This window comes from Streptomyces sp. NPDC004435 (genome assembly GCF_042873895.1).
Taxonomy (GTDB): Bacteria; Actinomycetota; Actinomycetes; order Streptomycetales; family Streptomycetaceae; genus Streptomyces.
On sequence record NZ_JBIAMB010000020.1, the window covers coordinates 1 to 23751 of the forward strand.

Genomic DNA, 23751 nt, shown 5'->3' on the forward strand with positions numbered 1-23751 from the left:
GCCCGGTTACATTCCGAACCCGGAAGCTAAGCCTTTCAGCGCCGATGGTACTGCAGGGGGGACCCTGTGGGAGAGTAGGACGCCGCCGAACAATTCTTCAGGACCCCTGGTCCCAGCGTTCACGCTGGGACCAGGGGTCCTTTTGTTTTTTGCTCGACTTTTTCCGAAGCGCGGCCGGGTGCCGGCTGCGCGAGAATGACTGCAGTACCCGAAGACAGGAGTCACACCGATGTCCACCAACTCTCCCGACGACCGTCCGGAGCGCGAGCCGCGTCGCCGGGACGGTGCCGGTGGCGACCGGGGCGGCTTCCGTGGGCCGCGTCGCGACGACAACCGTGGTGGCGGCTTCCGTCGCGACGACAACCGCGGCGGTGGCGGCGGCGGTTACCGCCGGGATGACCGTGGTGGCGACCAGCGCGGTGGCGGTGGCGGTGGCTTCCGTCGTGACGACCGTGGTGGCGACCAGCGTGGTGGCGGTTTCCGTCGGGATGACCGGCGTGATGACAACCGTGGTGGCGGCGGTGGCTTCCGTCGCGATGACCGTGGTGGGGACCAGCGTGGTGGCGGTTACCGTCGCGACGACCGCCCCTCCTTCCCCCGCGACGACCGTCGGGACGACCGGCGTGACGACAACCGTGGTGGCGGCGGTGGCTTCCGTCGCGATGACCGTGGTGGGGACCAGCGCGGTGGCGGCTTCCGTCGCGATGACCGGCGGGATGACAACCGTGGTGGCGGCGGCGGTTTCCGTCGTGACGACCGTGGTGGGGACCAGCGCGGCGGCGGTGGCTTCCGTCGGGACGACCGGCGTGATGAGCGTCCCTCGTCCTTCCGTCGCGACGACCGCCCCTCCTTCCCGCGCGACGACCGTCGCGACGGGTTCCGCCGTGACGACCGTGGCGGGGACCAGCGCGGTGGCGGTTACCGTCGCGACGACCGCCCCTCCTTCCCCCGCGACGACCGTCGGGACGACCGGCGTGACGACAACCGTGGTGGCGGCAGTGGTTTCCGTCGCGATGACCGTGGTGGGGACCAGCGCGGTGGCGGCTTCCGTCGCGATGACCGGCGGGACGACAACCGTGGTGGCGGCGGCGGTTTCCGTCGTGACGACCGTGGTGGCGACCAGCGCGGCGGCGGTGGCTTCCGTCGGGACGACCGGCGCGATGAGCGTCCCTCGTCCTTCCGTCGCGACGACCGCCCCTCCTACCCCCGCGACGACCGTCGCGACGACAACCGTGGCGGCGGGTTCCGCCGTGACGACCGGCGCGACGAGCGTCCCTCGTCGTTCCGCCGTGACGACAACCGGGGCGGCGGCGGCTTCCGCCGCGACGACAGCCGCGGCGGTGGCTACCGCGGCCGGGACGACCGCGGCCGCGACGACCGTGGCGGGTACCGCGGGCGCGACGACCGGGGTGGCTACGGACGCCGGGACGACCGGGGCGAGCGGAGCGACCGCGCGCCGATCAAGCGTCTGCCGATCCCGCCGGAGGTCACCGGTGAGGAGATCGACCCCGATGTGCGCCAGGAACTGATGAGCCTGCCCAAGGGGCTCGCCGACGACGTCGCCCGCAACCTCGTCATGGTCGCGCAGTTCATCGACGAGGACCCGGAGAAGGCGTACGGCTACTCCCGCGTCGCGCTCCGGCTCGCCTCCCGCGTCGCCGCCGTCCGCGAGGCCGCCGGCTTCGCCGCGTACGCCAACCAGAAGTACTCCGAGGCACTGGCCGAGTTCCGGGCCGCCCGCCGGATGAGCGGTGGCGTGGACCTGTGGCCCGTCATGGCCGACTGCGAGCGCGGTCTCGGCCGGCCCGAGCGGGCCCTCGCCATGGCCGGCGAGCCCGAGGTGCAGAAGCTCGACAAGGCCGGGCAGGTCGAGATGCGGCTCGTCGCCGCCGGCGCCCGCCGGGACATGGGGCAGCTGGAGGCCGCCATCGTGACCCTGCAGAGCCCCGAGCTCGCGTCCAGCGCCCACCACCCGTGGACCGCGCGGCTGCGCTACGCCTACGCCGACGCCCTGCTCGCCGCCGGGCGCGAGCAGGAGGCCCGGGAGTGGTTCGCCAAGGCCCTGGAAGCCGACAAGGACGGCGCCACGGACGCCTCCGACCGGCTCGCCGAGCTGGACGGGGTCGAGTTCGTCGACGCCTTCGACGAGGACGAGGACGAGGCCGAGGACACGCACGAGGCCGAAGCCGAGGTCGAGGCCGACGGTGACGAGGCGGACGACGTCGAGGACGACGGCGACGCCGACGAGGACGACGACCGGCGCTGAGGCTCCGTGACATGAGGAAGGGCGGCACCCGGTGGGTGCCGCCCTTCGTCGTATCTCCCCGTCAGTCGAGCTCGAGACTGCGCAGGACCAGGCCCGTCGCCGGCTTGGGACCGAACGACGTCGACTTGCGGGGCATCGTGACACCCTGTCGGGCCAGGTCCCGGACGACCTCCTCGCGTACCGGATGCATCAGGACCGCCGTGCCGCCCCGGCGCTCGGCCTGGGCGACGGCCGCCGCCGTGTCATGGATGTAGGCGATGTCCTCGGGGGCGTCCGGCACGCGCCAGACGTGCTCCAGGAGCGTGGCGTGGAGGACGGTCGCGTCCAGGGTGCGCCACGCCTCCGGGCGGTCGGCGCGGATGGTGCGGTCCAGCAGGGCCGGGTCCGGGCGGTCCAGCAGGTGGAAGGCGCCGTCGCCGGCCAGCAGGAAGGCGTTCCCCTCCTCGGCGGCCCCGGCCAGCGCCTCCAGGGCCTCGGGCAGCGGGCGTTCGACACGCCGGACCCGGAAGGCGTCCCCGACCGCCTCCAGCGCGTCCGCCACCGGCAGCCGGCTCAGGAGGCGGTGGATCGCGCGGACCCGCAGCGGATAGCGGACGGTGTCGATGAGCAGCACCAGACCCCGGCTCCACGGGCCGGGCGCCGCATGCTCGTCACGGAGCCGCAGATACGTCGCCCAGCGGTGGTGCCCGTCGGCGATCAGCGCCTGGTGGCGGGCGAGTTCGGCCGTGACCGCCGCCAGCTCGGCCGGGTCCGTGACCGCCCACAGGCGGTGGTGGAAGCCGTCCTCCGTCGTCGTCGCGAGGAGCGGCTCGCGCAGGATCGCCCGCTCCACGACCGCGTCCGCCCCGTCGCCGGTGCCCGGATAGGTGAGGAGCAGCGGCTCCAGGTTCGCGGCCGTGGTGCGCATCAGGGCGGCGCGGTCCTCGACGACGTGCGGCATCACGTCCTCGTGCGGGAGGACGACGCCCTCGTCGGGCGTGGTCAGTTCGAGGGCGCCGATGATGCCGCGCTGGAGGATGCCGTCGCCCCGCTGCTCGTACACGTACAGCGCCGGGCTCGGGTCGGGCGCGAGGACGCCGTCGGCCAGCCAGCGGTCCAGCGTCACCGCCGCCTTGCGGTGGCGGGTGCCCGCCGTGACGGCCTGCGGGAGGATCAGCCGGACGATGTTGTGCGGGTCGGCGGACTCCAGGTGGAGCAGTCCGTCAGGTCGTACGACGACGTCGTAGGGCGGGGACGTGACGGCCGCGAGGCTGCCGACCCGCTCGGGGACGTACCGGATGCCGCGGAACGGATGCAGACGCAGCCCCGCGGTGTCGTCGCGGACGTCGATGGCCGCGTGACCTGAGGAGTTCATCTCGTCATGGTAGGCGCGCGGGGACGATGAGCGATGATCGGGGGAGTAGCGGCGGTGAGTGAGGAGCGGGTGGTCATGGCGCGAGACGGCCAGGAGCGGCGGACGGAACGGAGCCGGCCCGGCGGCAGCGCGGTCGCGCTGAGCACGGCGTACGACACGGCACTGCTCGACCTCGACGGGGTCGTGTACTTCGCGGGCGGGGCGGCCATCCCGTACGCCGTGGACGCGCTCGTCGCGGCGCGGGACGGGGGGATGCGGCTGGCGTACGTCACGAACAACGCGCTGCGGACCCCGGACACGGTGGCCGGGCACCTCACCGAGCTGGGTGTGCCGGCCGCCGCCGAGGACGTCGTCACCTCGGCGCAGGCGGTGGCGCGGCTCATCGCCGAGGACGTGCCCGCGGGCTCCCGGGTGCTCGTCGTCGGCGGCGAGGGGCTGCGGGTGGCGCTGCGCGAGCGGGGACTCGTGCCCGTCGAGTCGGCGGACGACGAGCCGGTGGCCGTCGTGCAGGGGTACGGCGGCCCGGAGCTGGGCTGGGGCCGGTTCGCGGAGGCGGCGTACGCGATCGGGCGGGGCGTGCCCTGGTACGCGTCCAACACCGACCTCACGATCCCGGGCGCGCGCGGCATCGCGCCCGGGAACGGGGCCGCCGTCGAGGTCGTGAGGATCGCGACCGGCGGGCGGGTCGAGCCGAAGGTCGCCGGGAAGCCGCGGCCGCCGATGCACCGGGAGACGGTGCTGCGGACCGGGGCGCGGCGGCCGCTGGTCGTCGGCGACCGGCTGGACACCGACATCGAGGGCGCGTTCGCCGGAGGGGTCGACTCGCTGCTGGTGCTGACGGGGGTCACCGACGCGGCGACGCTGCTCGCGGCGGTGCCGGAGCACCGGCCGACGTATGTGGCGGCCGACCTGCGGGGGCTGCTCGTCGGGCAGCCGGAGGTGGAGGCCGACGGCGACGGCGGGTTCCGGTGCGGCGGGTGGCGGGCCTCGGTGAGCGGGGACGCGCTCGTGCTGGAGGGCGCGGACGGGTCCGACGCGCTCGACGGGCTGCGGGCGCTGTGCGGAGCGGCGTGGACCTCGGCCGGCTCCGGGGCGTGCGGGCTGGACGCGGGGAAGGCGCTGGCCCGGCTCGGGCTGTAGGTCCTCCGCGGGGTGCCGGTGGTCTCCCGGAGGGAGGTCCACCGACCCCGCCGAGTGAATATTGGGTAGGCTAACCTAACCGGGTGTTGGTCGAGAGTCCCTCCCGTGCGAGCGCGGAGCCGGCGAAGGCAGAGCAGTCCCCGAGGCGCCGGAACTCCGTGCGCGCCGTCGGACTGCTGGCGGCCGTCGGTGTCCTGCTGCTTGTCTGTGTCCTCAGCATCATGATCGGTGCCAAGCCGGTGCCGATCGGTGACGTGTGGCACGGGCTGTTCCACAACAGCGGCGTCGGCAACGACGTCGTGATCCACGACGTGCGGGTGCCGCGCACCCTGCTGGGGCTGCTGGTCGGCCTGGCGCTCGGTCTGGCCGGTGCGGTGATGCAGGGGCTGACCCGCAACCCGCTGGCGGAGCCCGGACTGCTCGGCGTCAACGCGGGCGCGTCCGCCGCCGTGGTCTCGGCCATCGCCTTCCTCGGCGTCACCGACGTCCGGGACTACGTGTGGTTCGCCTTCGTCGGCGCCGCCGTCGTCTCCGTCCTCGTGTACGTGCTCGGCGGCAGCCGCAGTGCCACCCCGGTGCGGCTCGCGCTCGCCGGCACGGCCGCCACCGCCGCCCTGTACGGCTTCGTCAACGCCGTCCAGCTGCTCAACTCGGCCGCCCTGGACCGGCTGCGCTTCTGGACGGTCGGCTCGCTGGCCTCGGCCGACATGGACACCGTCGGGCGGGTCGCGCCGTTCATCCTCGTCGGCGCCGTGCTGGCGCTGAGCATCGCCCGGCCGCTCAACGCCATGGAGATGGGCGACGACTCCGCGCGCGCCCTCGGCGTCGGCATCAACCGGACCCGGGTCGTCGCCATGCTCGCCGTCACCCTGCTGTGCGGGGCCGCGACGGCCGCCTGCGGACCGATCGTCTTCCTCGGCCTGATGGTGCCGTACATGGTCCGCGCGATCACCGGGCCCGACATGCGCTGGATCCTGCCGTACGCGGCGGTCCTCGCGCCCGTGCTGCTGCTCGGCTCCGACGTCCTCGGCCGGGTCGTCGTCCGGCCCGCCGAACTCCAGGTCGGCATCGTGACGGCGCTCGTCGGCGGGCCCGTCTTCATCCGACTCGTACGCCGCAAGAGGATGGCCCAGCTGTGACCACGAAGACCCTGCGGACCGGCGGCGGAGTCTCCGTACGGTACGCGCCGCGGGCCGCGCTCTGCGGCGCCGGGCTGATCCTGCTCACCCTCGGGCTCGGCGTCGTCCTCGTCGGCACCGGCGACTTCCCGATGACGCCGGGCGAAGTGCTCGACACCCTCCTCGGCAGGGGCACGGTCATCCAGGAGTTCGCCGTGATGGAGCTGCGGCTCCCGCGCGTCCTGGTCGCGATCCTCGTCGGCGCCGCGCTCGCCCTCGGCGGGGCCGTCTTCCAGTCGGTCTCCCGCAACCCGCTCGGCAGTCCCGACGTCATCGGCTTCGGCCAGGGCGCCACCGTCGGCGCGCTCGTCGTCATCGTCCTCTTCCAGGGCAGCGCCGTCACCACCGCGCTCGGCGCCGTCGTCGGCGGTGTCGTCACCGGCGCCGCGATCTACCTGCTCGCCTGGAAGCGCGGGGTGCACGGCTACCGGCTCGTGCTCGTCGGCATCGGCGCCGCCGCCATGCTGACCTCCGTCATCCACTACCTCATCACCAAGGCCGACCTGGTGGACGCCACCCGCGCCACCGTGTGGATGACCGGCTCCCTCGAAGGGCGCGACTGGACCCAGTTCTGGCCGCTGCTCGCCGTCTGCTGCGTGCTGGTGCCGCTGATCCTCGGCCACGGCCGGGCGCTGCGGATGCTGGAGATGGGCGACGACGCCGCGTACGCGCTCGGCGTGAAGGTCGAGCGGACCCGGATCGTCCTCATGGCCTCCGCGGTGCTGCTCGTCGCCGTCGCCACCTCGGCGGCCGGGCCGATCGTCTTCGTGTCCCTCAGCGCCCCGCAGCTGGCGCGCGGGCTCACCCGCGCGCCGGGCCCCAACCTCGCGGTCTCCGCCGTCATGGGCTCCGCGCTGCTGCTCGGCGCCGACTGGATCGCCGGCAACGCCTTCGGCGACCGCACGCTGCCCGTGGGCGTCATCACCGGCATCCTCGGCGGCTGCTACCTGCTGTGGCTGCTCGTCAGCGAACGCAAGGCGGGCCGGCTGTGACCACGGACAAGAACACCCCGAACGACCGCACCACGGACCAGGACGACAGGAGCACCCCCATGAGCGAACGGCAGCGGCAGCGCCTCGGGGCCGAGTCGGTCACCCTCGCGTACGAGCAGCGGGTCATCGCCCGCGATCTGTCCGTCGAGATCCCCGACAACTCCTTCACCGTCATCGTCGGGCCCAACGCCTGCGGCAAGTCCACCCTGCTGCGCGCCCTGTCCCGGATGCTCAAGCCGGCCCAGGGCCGGGTGCTGCTCGACGGGCAGTCGATCCACTCGCTGCCGGCGAAGAAGGTCGCCCGGACCCTCGGCCTGCTGCCGCAGTCGTCCATCGCGCCCGACGGCATCACCGTCGCCGACCTCGTCGCCCGCGGCCGCTACCCGCACCAGGGGCTGCTGCGCCAGTGGTCGCCCGAGGACGAGCGGGTCGTCCAGGAGTCCATGGAGTCCACCGGCGTCGCCGAGCTGGCCGACCGGTTCGTCGACGAGCTCTCCGGCGGCCAGCGCCAGCGCGTGTGGATCGCCATGGCCCTCGCCCAGCAGACGCCGCTGCTGCTGCTCGACGAGCCGACCACGTACCTCGACATCCAGCACCAGATCGATGTCCTCGACCTCTGCGCCGAGCTCCACGAGGAGCGGGGGCGGACGCTCGTGGCCGTCCTGCACGACCTCAACCACGCGGCCCGGTACGCCACCCACCTGATCGCGGTGCGCGGCGGCGAGGTCGTCGCGGAGGGCCCGCCGTCCGAGGTGGTCACCGCCGAACTGGTCGAGCGGGTCTTCGGGCTGCGCTGCCAGGTCATCGACGACCCGGAGACGGGCACCCCGCTCGTCGTCCCCGCCGGGCGGCAGGCGCGGGCCCGGCGCAGGGCCCCCGGGCCGGAGACCGCCCCGAGGCCGGCGCTACAGAAGTGAGCGAAGCCGCAGCAGATCGCGGAAGCCGGCCTCCAGCCTGACCCGGCCGGAGGCCCACGCCTTCGCGAAGTTCAGCCCGCCGCCCACCATCGCGACCAGATCGTCGCCGGTCATCGCCAGCCGGATCTGGGCCTTCCCCGGCGGCGGGCCGGCCACCGTCGACTCCACGACCATCCGGCCGCCGGTGAGCCGGCCGGTGAAGGTCGTGTCGAGGTCGGTGAGGTGGCAGCTCAGGGTGCGGTCGAGCGCGGCCGCGCCCCGGACCGAGCCGTCCGCACCCGCGAGGTTGTCCGCCAGCTTGTCGAGTGCGTCACGGCACTCAGTGATCGTCGCCATCGCCGTCGACGGTACCCCAGGGCTTCGCGATAGCGTCGTGGCATGAACGAAGCGATGACGGAGGCGGGAGCCGGCCCGGCCCCGGTGGACGGCGGGGTACCCGCGGAGGCGGACGAGCCCGCCGCGGCCGCCCCGCTGGGGCTCCCCCGGGACCCCACCGGGGTGCCCGCCGTCGACGCGCTCGTCGAGCGTCTCGGCGAGGCCGACCACCTCCCGGCGGACGGACACCTCGCGGTGTACGAGGATGTACACCGGGGCCTGCGCGCCGAGCTGAGCTCGCTCGACGCGCATCCCGCCCCCGCGTCCCGTCCGCACGACCCCAGGAGCTGAACCCACCGTGGCAGGAGTGGCACGCCGCCGCCTCGACGCCGAGCTGGTCCGGCGCAAACTCGCCCGCTCGCGCGAGCACGCCAGCCAGCTGATCGCCGCGGGCCGGGTGACCGTCGGCAAGACGGTCGCCACCAAGCCCGCCACCCAGGTCGAGACCGCCGCGGCGATCGTCGTCGTCCAGGACGACTCCGACCCCGACTACGTCTCGCGCGGCGGCCACAAGCTCGCCGGCGCCCTCGACGCCTTCGTCCCCCTCGGGCTGAAGGTGGAGGGCCGGCGGGCGCTCGACGCCGGGGCTTCCACCGGCGGCTTCACCGACGTGCTGCTGCGCGCGGGCGCCGGGCACGTCGTCGCCGTCGACGTGGGCTACGGACAGCTCGCCTGGTCGCTCCAGAGCGACGAGCGGGTCACCGTCAAGGACCGCACCAACGTGCGCGAACTGACCCTCGACGCGGTCGACGGCGTCCCCGCCGACCTCGTCGTCGGCGACCTCTCCTTCATCCCGCTCGGGCTCGTGCTGCCCGCCCTGGTGGCCTGCACAGCGCCGGACGCGGACCTCGTCCTGATGGTCAAGCCGCAGTTCGAGGTGGGCAAGGACCGGCTCGGCTCCGGCGGAGTCGTACGCAGCACCGAGCTGCGCGCCGACGCCGTGAAGAACGTGGCCCGGCAGGCGGCGGAGCTGGGACTCGGGGTGGCGGGCGTCACCGCCAGCCCGCTGCCCGGGCCGTCCGGGAACGTCGAGTACTTTCTGTGGCTGCGGGCCGGCGCGCCCGCACTCGATCCGGCGGACGTCGACCGCGCCGTGGCGGAGGGACCTCGTTGACAGCGACAGCGGCACCACAGGCACCACGCACCGTCTTCCTGCTCGCGCACACCGGGCGGCCGGCCGCCGTGCGCAGCGCCGAACTCGTCGTCCTGGGGCTGCTGCGCAGCGGCATCGGCGTCCGCGTCCTGGAGGCCGAGGCGGCGGACCTGCCGCTGCCGCCCTCCGTGGAGAAGATCCCCGACAACTGCCCCGAGGCGCTCGACGGCTGCGAGCTGATCATCGTCCTCGGCGGTGACGGGACGCTGTTGCGCGGCGCCGAGTTCTCCCGCGCCTCCGGCGTGCCGATGCTCGGCGTCAACCTGGGGCGGGTCGGCTTCCTCGCCGAGGCCGAGCGCGACGACCTCGACAAGGTCGTCGACCGGGTCGTCACCAAGGCGTACGAGGTCGAGGAGCGGATGACCCTGGACGTCGCCGTCTACCAGAACGGCGACGCCCTGCACCGCGACTGGGCGCTCAACGAGGCGGCCGTGCAGAAGGTGTCCCCGGAGCGGATGCTGGAGGTCGTCCTCGCCATCGACGGGCGGCCCGTCACCGGCTTCGGCTGCGACGGGGTGATCTGCGCGACGCCGACCGGCTCGACCGCGTACGCCTTCTCGGCCGGCGGCCCGGTCGTCTGGCCCGAGGTGGAGGCACTGCTCATGGTGCCGATCGGGGCGCACGCGCTCTTCGCCAAGCCGCTGGTCACCACCCCCGACTCGGTGCTCGCCGTCGAGGTCGAGCCGCACACCCCGCACGGGGTGCTGTGGTGCGACGGGCGGCGGACCGTCGAGCTGCCCGCGGGCGCGCGTGTCGAGGTGCGGCGCGGCGCCGTCCCGGTGCGGCTCGCCCGGCTCCACCACGCGTCCTTCACCGACCGGCTCGTCGCCAAGTTCGCGCTGCCGGTGTCGGGGTGGCGGGGCGCACCCCACTGACCGCCCGGATCGGGGGCGATGTGTCGGGGGCGATGTCGCGTCACGGCACGGAAACCTCGTATGGTCTGGGGCGTGCTGGAGGAGATGCGGATACGGTCGCTCGGGGTCATCGACGACGCGGTGGTCGAGCTGTCGCCCGGCTTCACCGCGGTGACGGGTGAGACCGGCGCGGGCAAGACCATGGTCGTCACGAGCCTGGGGCTGCTGCTCGGCGGACGGGCCGACCCGGCCCTGGTGCGGATCGGGGCGGGCTCGGCGGTCGTCGAGGGGCGGATCAGCCTGCCGCCCGGCGCGCCCGCCGCGCTGCGGGCCCGGGAGGCCGGGGCGGAGCTCGACGAGGGCGCCCTGCTGGTGACCCGTACGGTCTCCGCCGAGGGCCGCTCGCGGGCGCACCTCGGCGGGCGCTCGGTGCCCGTCGGGCTGCTCGCCGAGCTCGCCGACGAACTCGTCGCCGTGCACGGCCAGACCGATCAGCAGGGCCTGCTGAAGCCCGCCCGGCAGCGCGGCGCGCTCGACCGGTACGCGGGCGAGGCGGTGTCCGGACCGCTCGCCGCCTACGGCGAGGTGTACCGGCGGCTGCGGGCCGTCACCGCCGAGCTGGACGAGATCACCACCCGGGCACGTGAGCGAGCCCAGGAGGCCGATCTGCTGCGGTTCGGGCTCTCCGAGATCGAGGCGGTCGCGCCGCGGGCCGGGGAGGACACCGAACTGGCCGCGGAGGCGGAGCGGCTCGGGCACGCCGAGGCGCTCGCCTCGGCCGCCGCGCTCGCGCACGCCGCGCTCGCCGGAAACCCGGAGGACCCCGAGTCCGTCGACGCGACCACCCTGGTCGCCGGGGCGGGAAGGGCCCTGGAGGGCGTGCGGTCGCACGATCCGGCGCTGGCCGCGCTCGCCGACCGGATGGGGGAGATCTCCATCCTCCTCGCCGACGTGGCGCAGGAACTGGCGGGGTACGCCGACGACCTGGACGCCGACCCGCTGCGGCTCGCCGCGGTCGAGGAGCGGCGGGCCGCGCTCACCCAGCTGACCCGCAAGTACGGCGAGTCCGTCGGGGCCGTCCTGGCCTGGGCGGAGGAGAGCGCCGAGCGGCTCGGGGAGCTGGACGGCGACGACGACCGGGTGGGGGAGCTGACCGCCGAGCGGGACCGGCTCCGCGACGAGCTGTCCGTCCTCGCGCAGCGGCTCACCGACGCGCGGGTGGAGGCGGCGGCCCGGTTCGCCGGGGCCGTCACCGCCGAGCTGGCCTCGCTCGCCATGCCGCACGCGCGGGTGTCCTTCGACATCCGGCAGACCGAGGCCGCCGACGAGGCGTCGGGCGTCGAGGTCGGCGGGCGGCGGGTCGCGTACGGGCCGGCCGGCGCCGACGAGGTCGAGCTGCTGCTCGCCCCGCATCCCGGGGCCCCGCCGCGGCCCATCGCCAAGGGCGCGTCCGGTGGTGAGCTGTCCCGCGTGATGCTCGCCGTCGAGGTCGTCTTCGCCGGGGTCGACCCGGTGCCGACGTACCTCTTCGACGAGGTCGACGCGGGGGTCGGCGGCAAGGCGGCCGTGGAGATCGGCCGCCGCCTCGCCAAGCTCGCCCGCACCGCGCAGGTCGTCGTCGTCACCCACCTGCCGCAGGTGGCCGCCTTCGCCGACCGTCAGCTGCTCGTCGAGAAGACCAACGACGGCTCCGTCACCCGCTCGGGCGTCACCGTCCTGGAGGGCGAGGAGCGGGTCCGCGAACTCTCCCGCATGCTCGCCGGCCAGGAGGACTCCGAAACGGCCCGCGCCCACGCGGAAGAACTCCTGGCCACGGCCAGGGCGGACGCCTGATCCGGCGCCCCCGCCCGGCGGGGGCGCCGTCGCCCGACACCATCCGGGGGGCGCGCGGAGCGGGGGTGCGCGCTCGCTCGGACGGGTGAAGTCGGCGGTGGGTCGGCGCGGCGGAGGCCCGGAGGTTTCGGGCACGAAGCGGTGTCGGTGGCGGAACGTGCGTACGGGTGGGGGCCGGGGCTGGCATCCTTGGGCGCGTGACACAGCTCCGTACGGTCCAGGTGCTGGGCGGCGGCAGCGCGGGCAGCAGCGCTCACGTCCGATCACTCGCCTCGGGGCTGGTGGCGAGGGGTGTTCGGGTGACCGTGTGCGCTCCGGCCGAACTCGACCGTCTCTACGACTACTCCGGCGTCGGCGCGCACGTCGTGCCGCTGCCCCGCCGCAACGACCCGGCGACCGTGGGCGTGCTCCGCAACGCCTGCATCGGCGCCGACGTCGTCCACGCGCACGGGCTGCACGCCTCCGTGCGCGCCGCGCTCGCCGTCTCCGGGGGCGTCGGGCTCGCCCGCACCCCGCTCGTCACCACCTGGCACGGCCGGCCGCACACCGACGGGGCCATGGGCGGACTCGTACGGCTCCTGGAGCGCCGCACCGCGCGCGCTTCCGCCGTCGTCCTGGGCACCTCGTCCGAACTCGTCGACCGGGCCCGGCGGCGCGGGGCCAGGGACGCGCGGCTCGCCCCCGTCACCGTGCCCGCCGCGCGGTGGCCCGTCTGCCTCCACGACGGCAAGGCCCGGGCCGAGCTCGGCGCCGTCGACCGGCCGCTGCTCATGGCCGTCGGCGCGCTCGAAGCGGGACGGGGGTACGGGACGCTGCTCGACGCCGCCCGGGAGTGGCGGGAGCTCGACCCGCAGCCGCTGCTCGTGATCGCCGGGGAGGGGCGCGAGAGGGCCGCGCTCCAGCGGCGGATCGCCGCCGAGGGGCTCGCCGTCCGGATCGTCGGACGCCGCGACGACGTCGCCGAGCTGCTGGCCGCCGCGGACATCGCCGTACTGCCGTCCCGCCGGGAGGCCAGGTCCCTGCTGGCGCAGGAGGCGCTCCGGCTCGGCGTCCCGCTCGTCGCCACCGCGGTCGGCGGAGTGCCGGAACTCGTCGGCGACGCGGCCGAGCTGGTGCCGTACGGCGACGCGGGCGCCCTCGCGGCGGCCGTCCGGGGGCTCCTGGAGGACGCGGAGCGGCGGATGGACCTGGCGGCGGCGGGGCGCGTCCAGGCCGGGACGTGGCCGACGGAGGACGACACCGTCGCCCACGTCCTGAGCGTCTACGACGAGCTGTCCGCCCGCTGACTCACGAGGTGTGCCGGCGGGCCCGGAGGGCCAGGGAGAGCGCCAGGACCGTCTGGGGGTCGTCCAGGTCCGTGCCGAGGAGTTCGGAGATGCGGGCCAGGCGGTTGTAGAGGGTCTGGCGGTTGAGGTGGAGCTCGCGGGCCGTCTCCGCCTTGCGGCCCGCGTGCGCCAGATACGTCTCCAGGGTGGGGAGCAGCGGCGGGCGGGAGGCGCGGTCGTGGTCGCGGAGCGGGCCGATCGCCCGGTCGACGAAGGCCGCCAGGTCGGGGTGGTCGCGCAGCCGCCACAGCAGCAGGTCGATGTCGAGGCGCCGGGCGTCGTACCAGGGGCGGTCGGTGAGGCCCTGCGCCGCCGTGGCCGTCTCGGCCGCGTGCCGCAGCCCCGCGGACGCCGCCGCCCAGCCGCCGGCCATGCCGACCACCACGACCGGAGGGTGCGTCCCGGCGCCTTCGAGGCCGGCCCTTTCCACTCCGGCCCGCAGCGCCGCCGCGACCCGGTCGGCCACCGCGTTCCGCTCCGACTCCGAGCGCAGGCCCAGCAGGAGCGGGACCCGACCCTCGAAGGGGCGGACGCCGAGGAGCGCGGGGACGCCGACGGAGGCGAGCTCCTCGTGGACGGCGCGGGCGAGCAGCGCCCAGCTGCCGGAGGGGGAGAGTTCGGGGGCGAGCCGCATGACGACGGGCAGGAGCGGGCCGTCGCCCGGCCGGAAGCCGAGGACGCGGGCCTGCGCCGGAGCGTCCTCCGCGGTGATCCGGCCCTCCGCGAGGTCGGTGAGGAAGTCGCCGCGGCCGCGGGCCGCCAGCTCCTCCTCCTGCCGGGCCTGCATCAGGACGACGGCGAGGAGGCCCGCGGCCCGCTCGGCGGCCATCCGGTGGACGGGGGAGAGGGCGCCGGAGACCGCGAGCAGCACCAGGCGGGCCCGCACCGAGCCCGTCCCGGGGCCTCCGCCGGGGACGTCGACGAGGACCGTGCCGGTCGGCGGGCCGGACTCCCGGGCCGCGCGCTGGCCGCGGAGCCCGTCCCAGACCTGGAGCGGGTCGGCCGGTCCCGACTCGGTGCCCGCCGCGTACAGCAGCTGGCCGTCGGCGGTCTCCAGGAAGACCGGGTTCGCGGCGAAGTCGGAGAGGATCCGGAGGACCTGTGGCACCCCGCCGCCGCCGAGCAGCGCCTCCGTGCACTGCCGGTGGACCTCCTCGGCCTGCCGCTGGAGCGCGTAGTGGCCGTTGACGATCTCGGTGTGGATCTCCTCCGTGACCGCGACGAACGGCACCTCGCGGTGGAGCTGGACCAGTGGCAGCCCGGCGGAGCGGGCGGTCTCCACTATCGTCGCCGGCAGGCGGGCGAAGCGCGGGCCGAGCTCGACCACCAGGGCCGCGATGCCCCGGTCGGCGAGGCGCCGCACGAAGGCCCGCTGCTCGGCCGGGCGGGTGCCCAGTCCGAGACCGGTGGTCAGCAGCAGCTCGCCGCCCTTCAGCAGGGACGCGATGTTGGGCACCTCGCCCGCGTGCACCCACCGCACGGTCCGCTGGAGCCGGTCGGCGCCGGCGACGACCTCCGGGAGACCACTGCGGAGTCCCGGGAGTTCGAGTGCCCGTTGTACGGTGATGCCGCCCTGCGTGTCCATGGGCGGACGGTATCGCCCGTGGTGTTCCCGGGGTATCACCCGATGGTCACGGGACCGGACACTTCGTACAGGGGGGCGACAACTCGTCGTGTCGTGACAGGAATTGCGCGACCGGCTGTCGGTTGTGTCCTGCGTCACCCACCTCAGGGGGTTCAGGCCGCGGCGGCCGGGGTGATGTTGTGGTTGAGGCGGAAGACGTTGTCCGGGTCGTAGGCGGCCTTCACGGCGGCGAGCCGGGCGTAGTTGTCGGCGCCGAACCCGGCGACGACGCGCTGCTCGCCCTCCGCGCCGATGAAGTTGAGGTACACCGCCTCCGTCGTCCACGGCCGCATGTCGGTCCGCACGTCGTGCACCCACTGGATCGCGGCCCCGTCGAGCGCCGGGTCCTCCCAGGTGGCGAAGGGGTGGACGACCCAGGGGGCGCCGCGCCACGGCAGCGGGTAGTCGGAGGGGCCCCGGGCCGCCGCGCCGCCCAGCGGGAAGAGCACGTGCTGGGTGGCCGTCCCGGCCGGGATCCGCTCACCGCGGGCGCAGAAGACGTCCACGGCCTCGTCGGGGAGCGACCCCAGGTACTCCGCCGACCAGTAGTTCCGCAGCCCCGGCGGGTCGTCCAGCATGCACTGGAGGTCCGCGTAGGGGAGTTCCTGGACGAGCTCCACCACCGGCCGCAGCGCGGACAGCGGGGCCACCAGGTGCCGGAGGCCCGCCACCGACCCGGCGAAGGTGACCAGCGCGGACACCACCAGCTCGCCGACCAGATGCGGCGGCACGAAGGGCTCGGGCGGGGCCGGGAAGTACAGCACGCCGCCGCTCGCCTCGTCCGGCAGGGTCTCCATCATCGCCCGGTAGGCAGCCACCACGTCGGGCCCGGAGCGCGGCGGGAACAGCATCAGCGCGAAGCTCATCGCGGGCAGTTCGTGCAGCCGGAGCGTGAGCGAGGTCGCCACGCCGAAGTTGCCGCCGCCGCCGTGCAGCGCCCAGAACAGCTCCGGGTTCTCCTCGGCGTTCGCGACGACGTGCTTGCCCTCGGCCGTGACCAGCTCGGCGGCGAGCAGGTTGTCGCAGGCCAGCCCGAACTTCCGCTCCAGCCAGCCGGAGCCGCCGCCCAGGGTGAAGCCGGCGACGCCGGTCGTGGAGACCCTGCCTCCGGTGGTGGCCAGGTGGAAGGGCTGGGTGGCCCGGTCGAGGTGGCTCATCAGGGCGCCGCCCTCGACCCGTACCGTCATGTGCTCGGGGTCCGCGACCACGGCGTGCATCGCGCGCAGGTCGATCACCAGGCCGTCGTCGACGGCGGAGGTGCCGGCGACGCTGTGGCCGCCGCCGCGCACCGCGACGGTCAGCCCCGTCTCCCGCCCGAAGAGGATCGCGTTGGCCACATCGGCCTGGGTCGCGCACCGGGCGATGACCGCCGGGCGGCGGTCGATCATGCCGTTGTGGATGCGCCTGGCCTCGTCGTAGCCCGGATCGCCGGGGACGAGGACCTCACCCGCCAGGTCCTCGCGGAGGCCGGCGAGGGCGGTGTCCGGAACGTGGAACCGGGGAGCCATCGGGCGCCCCCTTTCGTACGGGGGCCGGGACACTCTCATGGTAGGTCCGGCCCCCGGGGCCTGCCGCTCGGCCGGTCAGCCGCCGTAGGCGCCGCTGGCGGTCAGCCGCAGGGCGGTGTCGATCAGCGGCACGTGGCTGAACGCCTGCGGGAAGTTGCCCACCTGCCGCTGGAGCCGAGGGTCCCACTCCTCGGCGAGCAGCCCCAGGTCGTTGCGGAGCGAGAGCAGCTTCTCGAAGAGGGTGCGGGCCTCGTCGACCCGGCCGATCATCGCCAGGTCGTCGGCGAGCCAGAAGGAACAGGCGAGGAACGCGCCCTCGTCGCCCTCCAGGCCGTCGACGCCCGCCTCCTCGCCGGCCGTCGGGTAGCGCAGCACGAAGCCGTCCTCGGTGGACAGCTCCCGCTGGATCGCCTCGATGGTGCCGATCACCCGCTTGTCGTCCGGCGGCAGGAAGCCCATCTGCGGGATCAGCAGCAGCGAGGCGTCCAGCTCCTTGGAGCCGTACGACTGGGTGAAGGTGTTCCGCTCCTTGTCGTAGCCCTTCTCGCAGACGTCCCGGTGGATCTCGTCGCGCAGCTCGCGCCAGCGCTCGAGGGGGCCGTCCGCGTCGCCGGACTCGATCAGCTTGATGGTGCGGTCCACCGCCACCCAGGCCATCACCTTGGAGTGGGTGAAGTGCCGGCGCGGGCCGCGGACCTCCCAGATGCCCTCGTCGGGCTGGTTCCAGTTCTTCTCCAGGTAGTTGATCAGCTTGATCTGGAGCAGGGCCGCGTAGTCGTTGCGGGACAGGCCCGTCATGTGGGCCAGGTGCAGGGCCTCGGTGACCTCGCCGTACACGTCGAGCTGGAGCTGGTTGGCGGCGCCGTTGCCGACCCGGACCGGGCCGGAGTTCTCGTACCCCGGCAGCCAGTCCAGCTCCGCCTCGCCGAGCTCCCGCTCGCCGGCGATGCCGTACATGATCTGGAGGTTCTCCGGGTCGCCGGCGACCGCCCTGAGCAGCCAGTCCCGCCAGGCGCGGGCCTCCTCGCGGTAGCCGGTGCGCAGCATCGAGGAGAGGGTGATGGCCGCGTCCCGGAGCCAGGTGTAGCGGTAGTCCCAGTTCCGTACGCCGCCGATCTCCTCCGGCAGCGAGGTGGTCGGCGCGGCGACGATGCCGCCGGTCGGCGCGTACGTGAGCGCCTTCAGGGTGATCAGCGAGCGGACCACGGCCTCGCGGTAGGGGCCGTGGTACGTGCAGTGCGTCACCCAGTCGCGCCAGAAGTCGGTGGTCGCCGTGAGCGAGCCCTCCGGGTCCGGCAGCGGGGGCGGCTCCTTGTGCGAGGGCTGCCAGGAGAGGGTGAAGGCGATCCGCTCGCCGGCGGTGACGGTGAACTCGGAGTACGTGGTGAGGTCCTCGCCGTGGGTCTCCGCCTCGGTGTCGAACCAGACGGAGTCGGGCCCGGCCACCGCGACCGTGCGGTCGCCGACCTTGTGGACCCAGGGCACGATCCGGCCGTAGCTGAACCGCATCCGCAGGGCGGAGCGCATCCGCACCCGGCCGCTGATCCCCTCCACGATCCGGATCAGCTGGGGAGCGCCGTCACGCGGCGGCATGAAGTCGGTCACCCGGACCGTGCCGCGCGGGGTGTCCCACTCGGACTCCAGGACCAGCGAGTCGCCCCGGTAGCGGCGGCGGTCGGCGGGGGCGGGCTCGGCGTCGGCGGGGCCCGCCGGGCCCACTCTCCAGAAGCCGTGTTCCTCGGTGCCGAGCAGACCCGCGAAGACCGCGTGCGAGTCGAAGCGGGGGAGGCAGAGCCAGTCGACACTGCCGTCCCGGCAGACCAGCGCCGCGGTCTGCATGTCTCCGATGAGTGCGTAATCCTCGATACGCCCGGCCACGTGCTTCACTCCAGTCGTACGGCCTGTCCGCCCCTCGGGGCGCGTGCAGCAATGCTTGCGAGTTGCGAGAGGTGCCCGCGGTGCCAGTGTGCGGGATGGCCGGCTCCGACAGCGGGTCGAGAGGGAAGCGACACGGCTCCCGGTCCGGTTCCACGGGCGGGGGTGGTGCCGTCGGCCGGCCGCCCGGGACGTGGCCGGGCGGGATGGTCCGCACCCTAGTGATCGTGATGATCGCCAGGGTAACGCGCTGCTCCACTCGGGTGAACAAGGTGTTCCCCGGACGTTTGCCCGAACGTTTCCCCTGGGCCTCCTCCCTGCCCCCGCCCCTGGTCGGGGCCCTGACGGCGGTCGGGTCCCGAAGGCGCTCGTGGTCCCGTACGCCGGGCGGTTCCGGTCCGGTACGCAGGCCCGCCCCGGGCGGAACCGGGCGGTCCGCCGGATCCCCCGGACGGCCCCGCCGGGAGCTGTTCCGCGCGGTCCGCCGGTGTGCCGACCGTGTGGCCGGAAGCGGTCTCCCGATGTCACTGATACCCTGGTACCCCGTGGACCGGTGGGAAACGGCGCCAGCCGAAACCCCCGAAACCGCAGCGACGGCACCCCCGATTCTCCCGGAGGACCAGCCGCTTCGCACCTCCAGAACGCGACCACGGGAGCCCCCTCTTGGCGATGCCGCCCAACACCACGACGACCAAGCACATCTTCGTCACCGGGGGTGTCGCCTCCTCCCTCGGCAAGGGCCTGACCGCCTCCAGCCTGGGTGCGCTCCTCAAGGCCCGCGGCCTGCGGGTCACGATGCAGAAGCTCGACCCGTACCTCAACGTCGACCCGGGCACGATGAACCCCTTCCAGCACGGTGAGGTGTTCGTCACCAACGACGGCGCCGAGACCGACCTGGACATCGGCCACTACGAGCGCTTCCTCGACGTCGACCTCGACGGCTCGGCCAACGTCACCACCGGCCAGGTCTACTCGCAGGTCATCGCCAAGGAGCGGCGCGGCGAGTACCTCGGCGACACCGTGCAGGTCATCCCGCACATCACCAACGAGATCAAGTCGCGGATCCGCCGCATGGCGACCGACGACGTCGACGTGGTCATCACCGAGGTCGGCGGCACCGTCGGCGACATCGAGTCGCTGCCCTTCCTGGAGACCGTCCGCCAGGTCCGCCACGAGGTCGGCCGCGACAACGTCTTCGTCGTGCACATCTCGTTGCTGCCCTACATCGGCCCCTCCGGCGAGCTGAAGACCAAGCCGACCCAGCACTCGGTCGCCGCCCTGCGCAACATCGGCATCCAGCCCGACGCGATCGTGCTGCGCGCCGACCGCGAGGTCCCGACCGCCATCAAGCGCAAGATCTCGCTGATGTGCGACGTCGACGAGGCCGCCGTGGTCGCCGCCATCGACGCCAAGTCGATCTACGACATCCCGAAGGTGCTGCACTCCGAGGGCCTCGACGCCTACGTGGTGCGCAAGCTCGACCTGCCCTTCCGCGACGTGGACTGGACCGTCTGGGAGGACCTCCTGGACCGTGTCCACAACCCCGACCACGAGGTCACCGTCGCGCTCGTCGGCAAGTACATCGACCTGCCCGACGCCTACCTCTCGGTCACCGAGGCCATGCGCGCCGGCGGCTTCGCCAACAAGGCGCGGGTCAAGGTCAAGTGGGTTACCTCCGACGACTGCAAGACCCAGGCCGGCGCCGAGAAGCAGCTCGGCGACTGCGACGCGATCCTGATCCCCGGCGGCTTCGGCGACCGCGGTGTGTCCGGCAAGGTCGGCGCCATCCAGTACGCCCGCGAGAACAAGGTGCCGCTGCTCGGCATCTGCCTCGGCCTCCAGTGCATCGTCATCGAGGCGGCCCGGAACCTGGCGGGCATCCCCGAGGCGAACTCCACCGAGTTCGACCCGGCCACCGCGCACCCCGTCGTCTCCACGATGGAGGAGCAGCTCGCCTACGTGGAGGGCGCCGGCGACCTGGGCGGCACGATGCGCCTGGGCCTCTACCCGGCGAAGCTCGCCGAGGGTTCGGTCGTCCGCGCGGCCTACGCCGACGAGCCGTACGTCGACGAGCGCCACCGGCACCGCTACGAGGTGAACAACGCGTACCGCGCCGAGCTGGAGAAGAAGGCCGGCCTGGTCTTCTCCGGCACCTCCCCGGACAACAAGCTCGTCGAGTTCGTCGAGTACCCGAAGGAGATCCACCCCTACCTGGTCGCCACCCAGGCGCACCCGGAGCTGAAGTCCCGCCCGACCCGCCCGCACCCGCTCTTCGCGGGCCTGGTCAAGGCGGCCGTCGAGCGCAAGACGGCCAAGTAGTACGGAGCGTTAACGTAGCCGGGGTACGGGTTCTCGCACGAGGACCCGTACCCCGGCTTTCGTATGTGGGAGGACTACCGATGCAGGTGCAGGACACCCCGGAGGAGTGGCGGGTCGCCGCGACCACGACCCCCTTCACGGGCAACAAGACGAGTGTCCGCACGGACGACGTGGTGATGCCGGACGGCTCGGTCGTCCGGCGCGACTACCAGGTCCACCCGGGCTCCGTGGCCGTGCTGGCCGTGGACGACCAGGACCGGGTGCTGGTGCTGCGTCAGTACCGCCACCCGGTGCGGCAGAAGCTGTGGGAGATCCCCGCGGGTCTCCTCGACGTGCCCGGCGAGAACCCGCTGCACGCCGCCCAGCGCGAGCTGTACGAGGAGGCGCACGCCAAGGCGGGGGAGTGGCGGGTGCTCACGGACGTGTACACCACCCCGGGCGGCTGCGACGAGGCCGTACGGATCTTCCTGGCGCGCGACCTGGCCGAGGCGGAGGGCGAGCGGTACGAGGTCTCCGAGGAGGAGGCCGACATGGAGGTGGCGCGGGTCCCGCTGGACGAGCTGGTGCGCGGGGTCCTCGCCGGCGAGCTGCACAACAACTGCCTGGTCGTGGGCGTGCTGTCGCTGGTCGCCGCGCGGGCGGGCGACGGCCTCGACGCGCTGCGCCCGGCGGACGCGCCCTGGCCGGCCCGCCCCTTCGAGGCGTAGCGCCCCGCGTTCCGCCGGGGCATGCCACCCGCCCCGGCGGGCCGCGCGCCCCGACGGAGAGGGCAGACCGGTGTGACTGTCTGCTGATCCGATCGGGGGATGTGTCCGCCGCGCTCCGCCGGGTCCGTGGCGGGGGCTGAACTACGCTCGTACACGCCCGTGCGGAGTCCCCCGCGGGATCGGCTCGTGCGCAGGTGGACGGGAGTGTGGCCCGTGACGGATCAGGCGGTGGCAGCGGCCGGCAGCCGGCAGTTCTACGGCCGGCAGCGGGAGTTGAAGGCCCTCCGCGCCGACATCGAGCGGACCGGCCTGGACACCCTCACCGGCCGCAAGGCGCCCCGCGCCCGCGTCCTCCTCGTCGCGGGCCGGCCGGGCTCCGGCCGCACCGCGCTCGCCGAGGAACTGATCGCCTCGGTCGCCGGCCGCTACCCCGACGGCGTCTACCGGGCCCGGCTCACCGAGCCCGGCGGCGAGCCCGTCCCCACCGCCCGGGCCGCCCGCGAACTCCTCCGCGACCTCGGGGTCGCCGAGCCGCCCGGCGCCGCAGAGGTCGAACTGACCGAACTGGTCCGCGAGGCCCTCGGCGGACGCCGGGCGGTGCTGCTCCTCGACGACGCCGTCGACGCCGAACAGGCCGACCCGCTGCTCCCCGACAACCCCGACGCCCTCGTCGTCGCGGTGACCCGGGGGCCGCTCACCGGGATCCCGGACGTGCGGCCCTGCACCCTCGGCGGGCTCGACCCCAAGTCGGCCATCGAGCTGCTGACCTCCGCCACCGGATCGGTCCGCATCACCGTCGACCCGCAAGCCGCGGAGGCACTGGTCGAGGAGTGCGGCGGCCTGCCCGGCGCGGTGGTGCTGGCCGGCGGCTGGCTGGCCGGCCGGCCGGAGACCTCCGTCGCCGACCTCGCCAAACGGCTCCGCGGCCTGAACGGCGACCCCCTCACCCGTACCTTCCTCCTCGCCCACCAGGCGCTGGCCCAGCCGGCCGCGCGGATACTGCGCTATCTGGCGCTCGCCCCGCTCGGCCGGGCCGACGCCCACACCGCCTCCGCCCTGGCCGGCTGCTCGGTCTCGGCGGCGGCGGCCACCCTCGCGGACTTCGCCCGCCTGGGCCTGGTCACCGAGACCGGGGACGGGGAGTACGAGGCCCCCGGCCATCTCGTCCCCCTGCTCCGCGCCCAGCTGGAGGAGCGCGACCGGCCCGCCGAGGTGCAGCTCGCCCGGGCCCGGATGCTGGAGCGGACCGTGCGGCTCCTCCAGTCCTGCCGCGCGGTCACCGAACCCGAGGGCTCCCCGGCCCGGCGCAGGCTCGCCGGGCTGCCGCGCGCCCTGCGCTTCGCCACCTCCGAGGACGCCGCGCGGTGGCTCACCGCACGGCGGCCCGCGCTGCTCGCCTGTGCCCGGCTGGCCGTCGCCGACGGGGAGCTGGACACCCTCGCCCGCCGGCTCATCGCCTCCCTGGTCCGGGCGCTCACCGCGCACGGCGGCGCCGAGGCGGCCGCCCCCGACCTCTACGGGCTGCACGGGCTGGTCCTCGACGTCGCCGAGCGGCGCGGGCTGCACCGCGAGCGGGCGGCCGCCCTCCTGAACCTCGGCGACCTCGATGCCGGGACCGGTCGCGCCAAGGACGCGTTGCTGCGATATCGGTTGGCATGGGAGGCCGGAAGGCAAGCAAATGATCCGTATGCCACCGGTCGCGCAATGGAATCCGTAGGTGGCAGCTATCAGGAGCTCGGCGACTGGCAGCGGGCCGGCGACTGGTACGGCCGCGCCCTCGCCCAGCGCCTCGCCCATGACGAGCGGGCCGACCAGGCGCGCCTGTACGCCCGCCTCGGCGCCGTACAGACCTATGCCGGGCGGTACGGGGAGGCGCTGCGGCACTGGCGGGCGGCCGCGGCCGGATACCGCAGGCTCGGCGATCTCCCGGGCCACGCACGGGCGTTGAGCGAGGCGGCGCGCGTGCAGGAGTACGCGGGGCGGCCGGAGGAGTCGCTGCGGACCTGCGAGGAGGCGGTCGAGTGGGCGCGCCGGGCCCGGGACACCCGGCTCCAGGCGGCGCTCCAGCTCCGGCTCGCCGACACCCTCGACCGGCTCGGGGACCCCGCGGCGGCCCGGCTGCACCGGGCTGCGGCTGATCGTCTTCTGGAAACGGAACGCTTTGCCTACGAAATCCGCAGTGGGTCCGCAGAAGATTAGTACTTTGAAAGGCTAGACAGCGGGAACTCCTTCATTAGACTGGTTCTGCCGCGTTCGAGCGTGGTCTGCCTCGGTGTGCCGCAGTGCATCCGGGTATGTATCGCAGTGCACCAGTTATCCCCCCTGATTCAA

General features: G+C 74.1%; 18 protein-coding genes, 1 rRNA gene and 1 pseudogene. 15 read left to right on the forward strand and 5 right to left on the reverse strand.

Annotation, left to right across the window (positions count from 1 at the left end; genetic code table 11):
• The 3 genes and pseudogenes from rrf to ACFYT9_RS30060 all read left to right on the forward strand — a co-directional run.
• Positions 1-91, forward strand: a 5S ribosomal RNA gene (rrf, locus tag ACFYT9_RS30050); the annotation flags it as partial.
• A 258-nt stretch (positions 92-349) separates the two neighbouring features.
• A pseudogene (locus tag ACFYT9_RS30055) lies at positions 350-1132 on the forward strand (hypothetical protein); the annotation flags it as partial.
• 336 nt (positions 1133-1468) lie between these two features.
• Positions 1469-2266, forward strand: coding sequence for a tetratricopeptide repeat protein (locus ACFYT9_RS30060; RefSeq protein ID WP_389169034.1), 798 nt, complete (start codon positions 1469-1471; stop codon positions 2264-2266).
• A gap of 61 nt (positions 2267-2327) precedes the next feature.
• On the opposite strand, the gene ACFYT9_RS30065 is transcribed toward ACFYT9_RS30060, so the two are convergent.
• Positions 2328-3620, reverse strand: a complete 1293-nt coding sequence (locus ACFYT9_RS30065) for a DUF1015 domain-containing protein (protein ID WP_387277126.1) — start codon at positions 3618-3620, stop codon at positions 2328-2330.
• 75 nt (positions 3621-3695) lie between these two features.
• Between ACFYT9_RS30065 and ACFYT9_RS30070 the strand changes: the two genes are divergently transcribed.
• The 4 genes from ACFYT9_RS30070 to ACFYT9_RS30085 all read left to right on the forward strand — a co-directional run bounded on the left by ACFYT9_RS30070 (position 3696) and on the right by ACFYT9_RS30085 (position 7847).
• On the forward strand, positions 3696-4760 hold the full coding sequence (locus tag ACFYT9_RS30070) for an HAD hydrolase-like protein (RefSeq protein ID WP_376604736.1): 1065 nt from the start codon (positions 3696-3698) through the stop codon (positions 4758-4760).
• An 83-nt stretch (positions 4761-4843) separates the two neighbouring features.
• The gene (locus tag ACFYT9_RS30075) at positions 4844-5899 is read left to right on the forward strand and encodes a FecCD family ABC transporter permease (RefSeq protein WP_389168907.1); all 1056 of its coding nucleotides are present in this window, start codon (positions 4844-4846) and stop codon (positions 5897-5899) included.
• The gene (locus ACFYT9_RS30080) at positions 5896-6930 is read left to right on the forward strand and encodes a FecCD family ABC transporter permease (RefSeq protein WP_387277122.1); all 1035 of its coding nucleotides are present in this window, start codon (positions 5896-5898) and stop codon (positions 6928-6930) included. Before ACFYT9_RS30075 ends, ACFYT9_RS30080 begins: the two co-directional genes overlap by 4 nt.
• A gap of 59 nt (positions 6931-6989) precedes the next feature.
• Positions 6990-7847: an ABC transporter ATP-binding protein gene (locus ACFYT9_RS30085; RefSeq protein WP_376600118.1), complete on the forward strand. Its 858-nt coding sequence runs from the start codon at positions 6990-6992 to the stop codon at positions 7845-7847.
• Here the strand turns inward: ACFYT9_RS30085 and ACFYT9_RS30090 are convergent.
• On the reverse strand, positions 7836-8183 hold the full coding sequence (locus tag ACFYT9_RS30090; RefSeq protein WP_376600100.1) for an SCP2 sterol-binding domain-containing protein: 348 nt from the start codon (positions 8181-8183) through the stop codon (positions 7836-7838). The two genes, ACFYT9_RS30085 and ACFYT9_RS30090, sit on opposite strands and share 12 nt — an antisense overlap.
• Positions 8184-8225: 42 nt before the next feature.
• Here ACFYT9_RS30090 and ACFYT9_RS30095 point away from each other — a divergent pair, with 42 nt between their 5' ends.
• The 5 genes from ACFYT9_RS30095 (at position 8226) to ACFYT9_RS30115 (ending at position 13348) form a co-directional block, all read left to right on the forward strand.
• A complete protein-coding gene (locus tag ACFYT9_RS30095; RefSeq protein WP_387277120.1) occupies positions 8226-8513 on the forward strand; it encodes a hypothetical protein in 288 nt (95 codons plus the stop codon).
• A gap of 7 nt (positions 8514-8520) precedes the next feature.
• Positions 8521-9336, forward strand: coding sequence for a TlyA family RNA methyltransferase (locus tag ACFYT9_RS30100; RefSeq protein WP_389168909.1), 816 nt, complete (start codon positions 8521-8523; stop codon positions 9334-9336).
• On the forward strand, positions 9333-10250 hold the full coding sequence (locus ACFYT9_RS30105) for an NAD kinase (protein ID WP_376600105.1): 918 nt from the start codon (positions 9333-9335) through the stop codon (positions 10248-10250). Before ACFYT9_RS30100 ends, ACFYT9_RS30105 begins: the two co-directional genes overlap by 4 nt.
• A 60-nt stretch (positions 10251-10310) precedes the next feature.
• Positions 10311-12062, forward strand: coding sequence for a DNA repair protein RecN (gene recN / locus ACFYT9_RS30110; protein ID WP_389168911.1), 1752 nt, complete (start codon positions 10311-10313; stop codon positions 12060-12062).
• 197 nt (positions 12063-12259) lie between these two features.
• A complete protein-coding gene (locus tag ACFYT9_RS30115; RefSeq protein WP_376600109.1) occupies positions 12260-13348 on the forward strand; it encodes a glycosyltransferase family 4 protein in 1089 nt (362 codons plus the stop codon).
• A gap of 1 nt (position 13349) precedes the next feature.
• Here ACFYT9_RS30115 and ACFYT9_RS30120 read toward each other — a convergent pair whose 3' ends face one another.
• From ACFYT9_RS30120 to ACFYT9_RS30130, 3 genes are all read right to left on the reverse strand, one after another.
• Positions 13350-14972, reverse strand: a complete 1623-nt coding sequence (locus tag ACFYT9_RS30120) for a PucR family transcriptional regulator (protein ID WP_387277113.1) — start codon at positions 14970-14972, stop codon at positions 13350-13352.
• Positions 14973-15124: 152 nt separating this feature from the next.
• Complete coding sequence (locus ACFYT9_RS30125; RefSeq protein ID WP_389168913.1) at positions 15125-16519, reverse strand: FAD-binding oxidoreductase; 1395 nt, start codon at positions 16517-16519, stop codon at positions 15125-15127.
• Positions 16520-16594: 75 nt separating this feature from the next.
• Positions 16595-18397, reverse strand: a complete 1803-nt coding sequence (locus ACFYT9_RS30130) for a glycoside hydrolase family 15 protein (RefSeq protein WP_376600114.1) — start codon at positions 18395-18397, stop codon at positions 16595-16597.
• Positions 18398-19063: 666 nt separating this feature from the next.
• Here ACFYT9_RS30130 and ACFYT9_RS30135 point away from each other — a divergent pair.
• From ACFYT9_RS30135 to ACFYT9_RS30145, 3 genes are all read left to right on the forward strand, one after another.
• Positions 19064-20713 carry a CTP synthase gene (locus ACFYT9_RS30135; RefSeq protein ID WP_376600119.1) on the forward strand — a complete coding sequence of 550 codons (1650 nt, stop codon included), beginning with the start codon at positions 19064-19066 and terminating at the stop codon, positions 20711-20713.
• Between the two features lie 80 nt (positions 20714-20793).
• Positions 20794-21420, forward strand: a complete 627-nt coding sequence (locus ACFYT9_RS30140) for an NUDIX domain-containing protein (protein WP_376600116.1) — start codon at positions 20794-20796, stop codon at positions 21418-21420.
• Between the two features lie 213 nt (positions 21421-21633).
• Complete coding sequence (locus ACFYT9_RS30145) at positions 21634-23619, forward strand: tetratricopeptide repeat protein (RefSeq protein ID WP_389168915.1); 1986 nt, start codon at positions 21634-21636, stop codon at positions 23617-23619.
• Positions 23620-23751 lie beyond the last annotated feature (132 nt).

Coding starts and splice junctions, on each gene's coding strand:
- ACFYT9_RS30065 (WP_387277126.1), bottom strand. CDS start 3,620: ATGAACTCCTCAGGTCACGCGGCCATCGACGTCCGCGACGACACCGCG.
- ACFYT9_RS30070 (WP_376604736.1), top strand. CDS start 3,696: ATGGCGCGAGACGGCCAGGAGCGGCGGACGGAACGGAGCCGGCCCGGC.
- ACFYT9_RS30085 (WP_376600118.1), top strand. CDS start 6,990: ATGAGCGAACGGCAGCGGCAGCGCCTCGGGGCCGAGTCGGTCACCCTC.
- ACFYT9_RS30090 (WP_376600100.1), bottom strand. CDS start 8,183: ATGGCGACGATCACTGAGTGCCGTGACGCACTCGACAAGCTGGCGGAC.
- ACFYT9_RS30095 (WP_387277120.1), top strand. CDS start 8,226: ATGAACGAAGCGATGACGGAGGCGGGAGCCGGCCCGGCCCCGGTGGAC.
- recN (WP_389168911.1), top strand. CDS start 10,311: ATGGTCTGGGGCGTGCTGGAGGAGATGCGGATACGGTCGCTCGGGGTC.
- ACFYT9_RS30120 (WP_387277113.1), bottom strand. CDS start 14,972: ATGGACACGCAGGGCGGCATCACCGTACAACGGGCACTCGAACTCCCG.
- ACFYT9_RS30125 (WP_389168913.1), bottom strand. CDS start 16,519: ATGGCTCCCCGGTTCCACGTTCCGGACACCGCCCTCGCCGGCCTCCGC.
- ACFYT9_RS30135 (WP_376600119.1), top strand. CDS start 19,064: ATGCCGCCCAACACCACGACGACCAAGCACATCTTCGTCACCGGGGGT.
- ACFYT9_RS30140 (WP_376600116.1), top strand. CDS start 20,794: ATGCAGGTGCAGGACACCCCGGAGGAGTGGCGGGTCGCCGCGACCACG.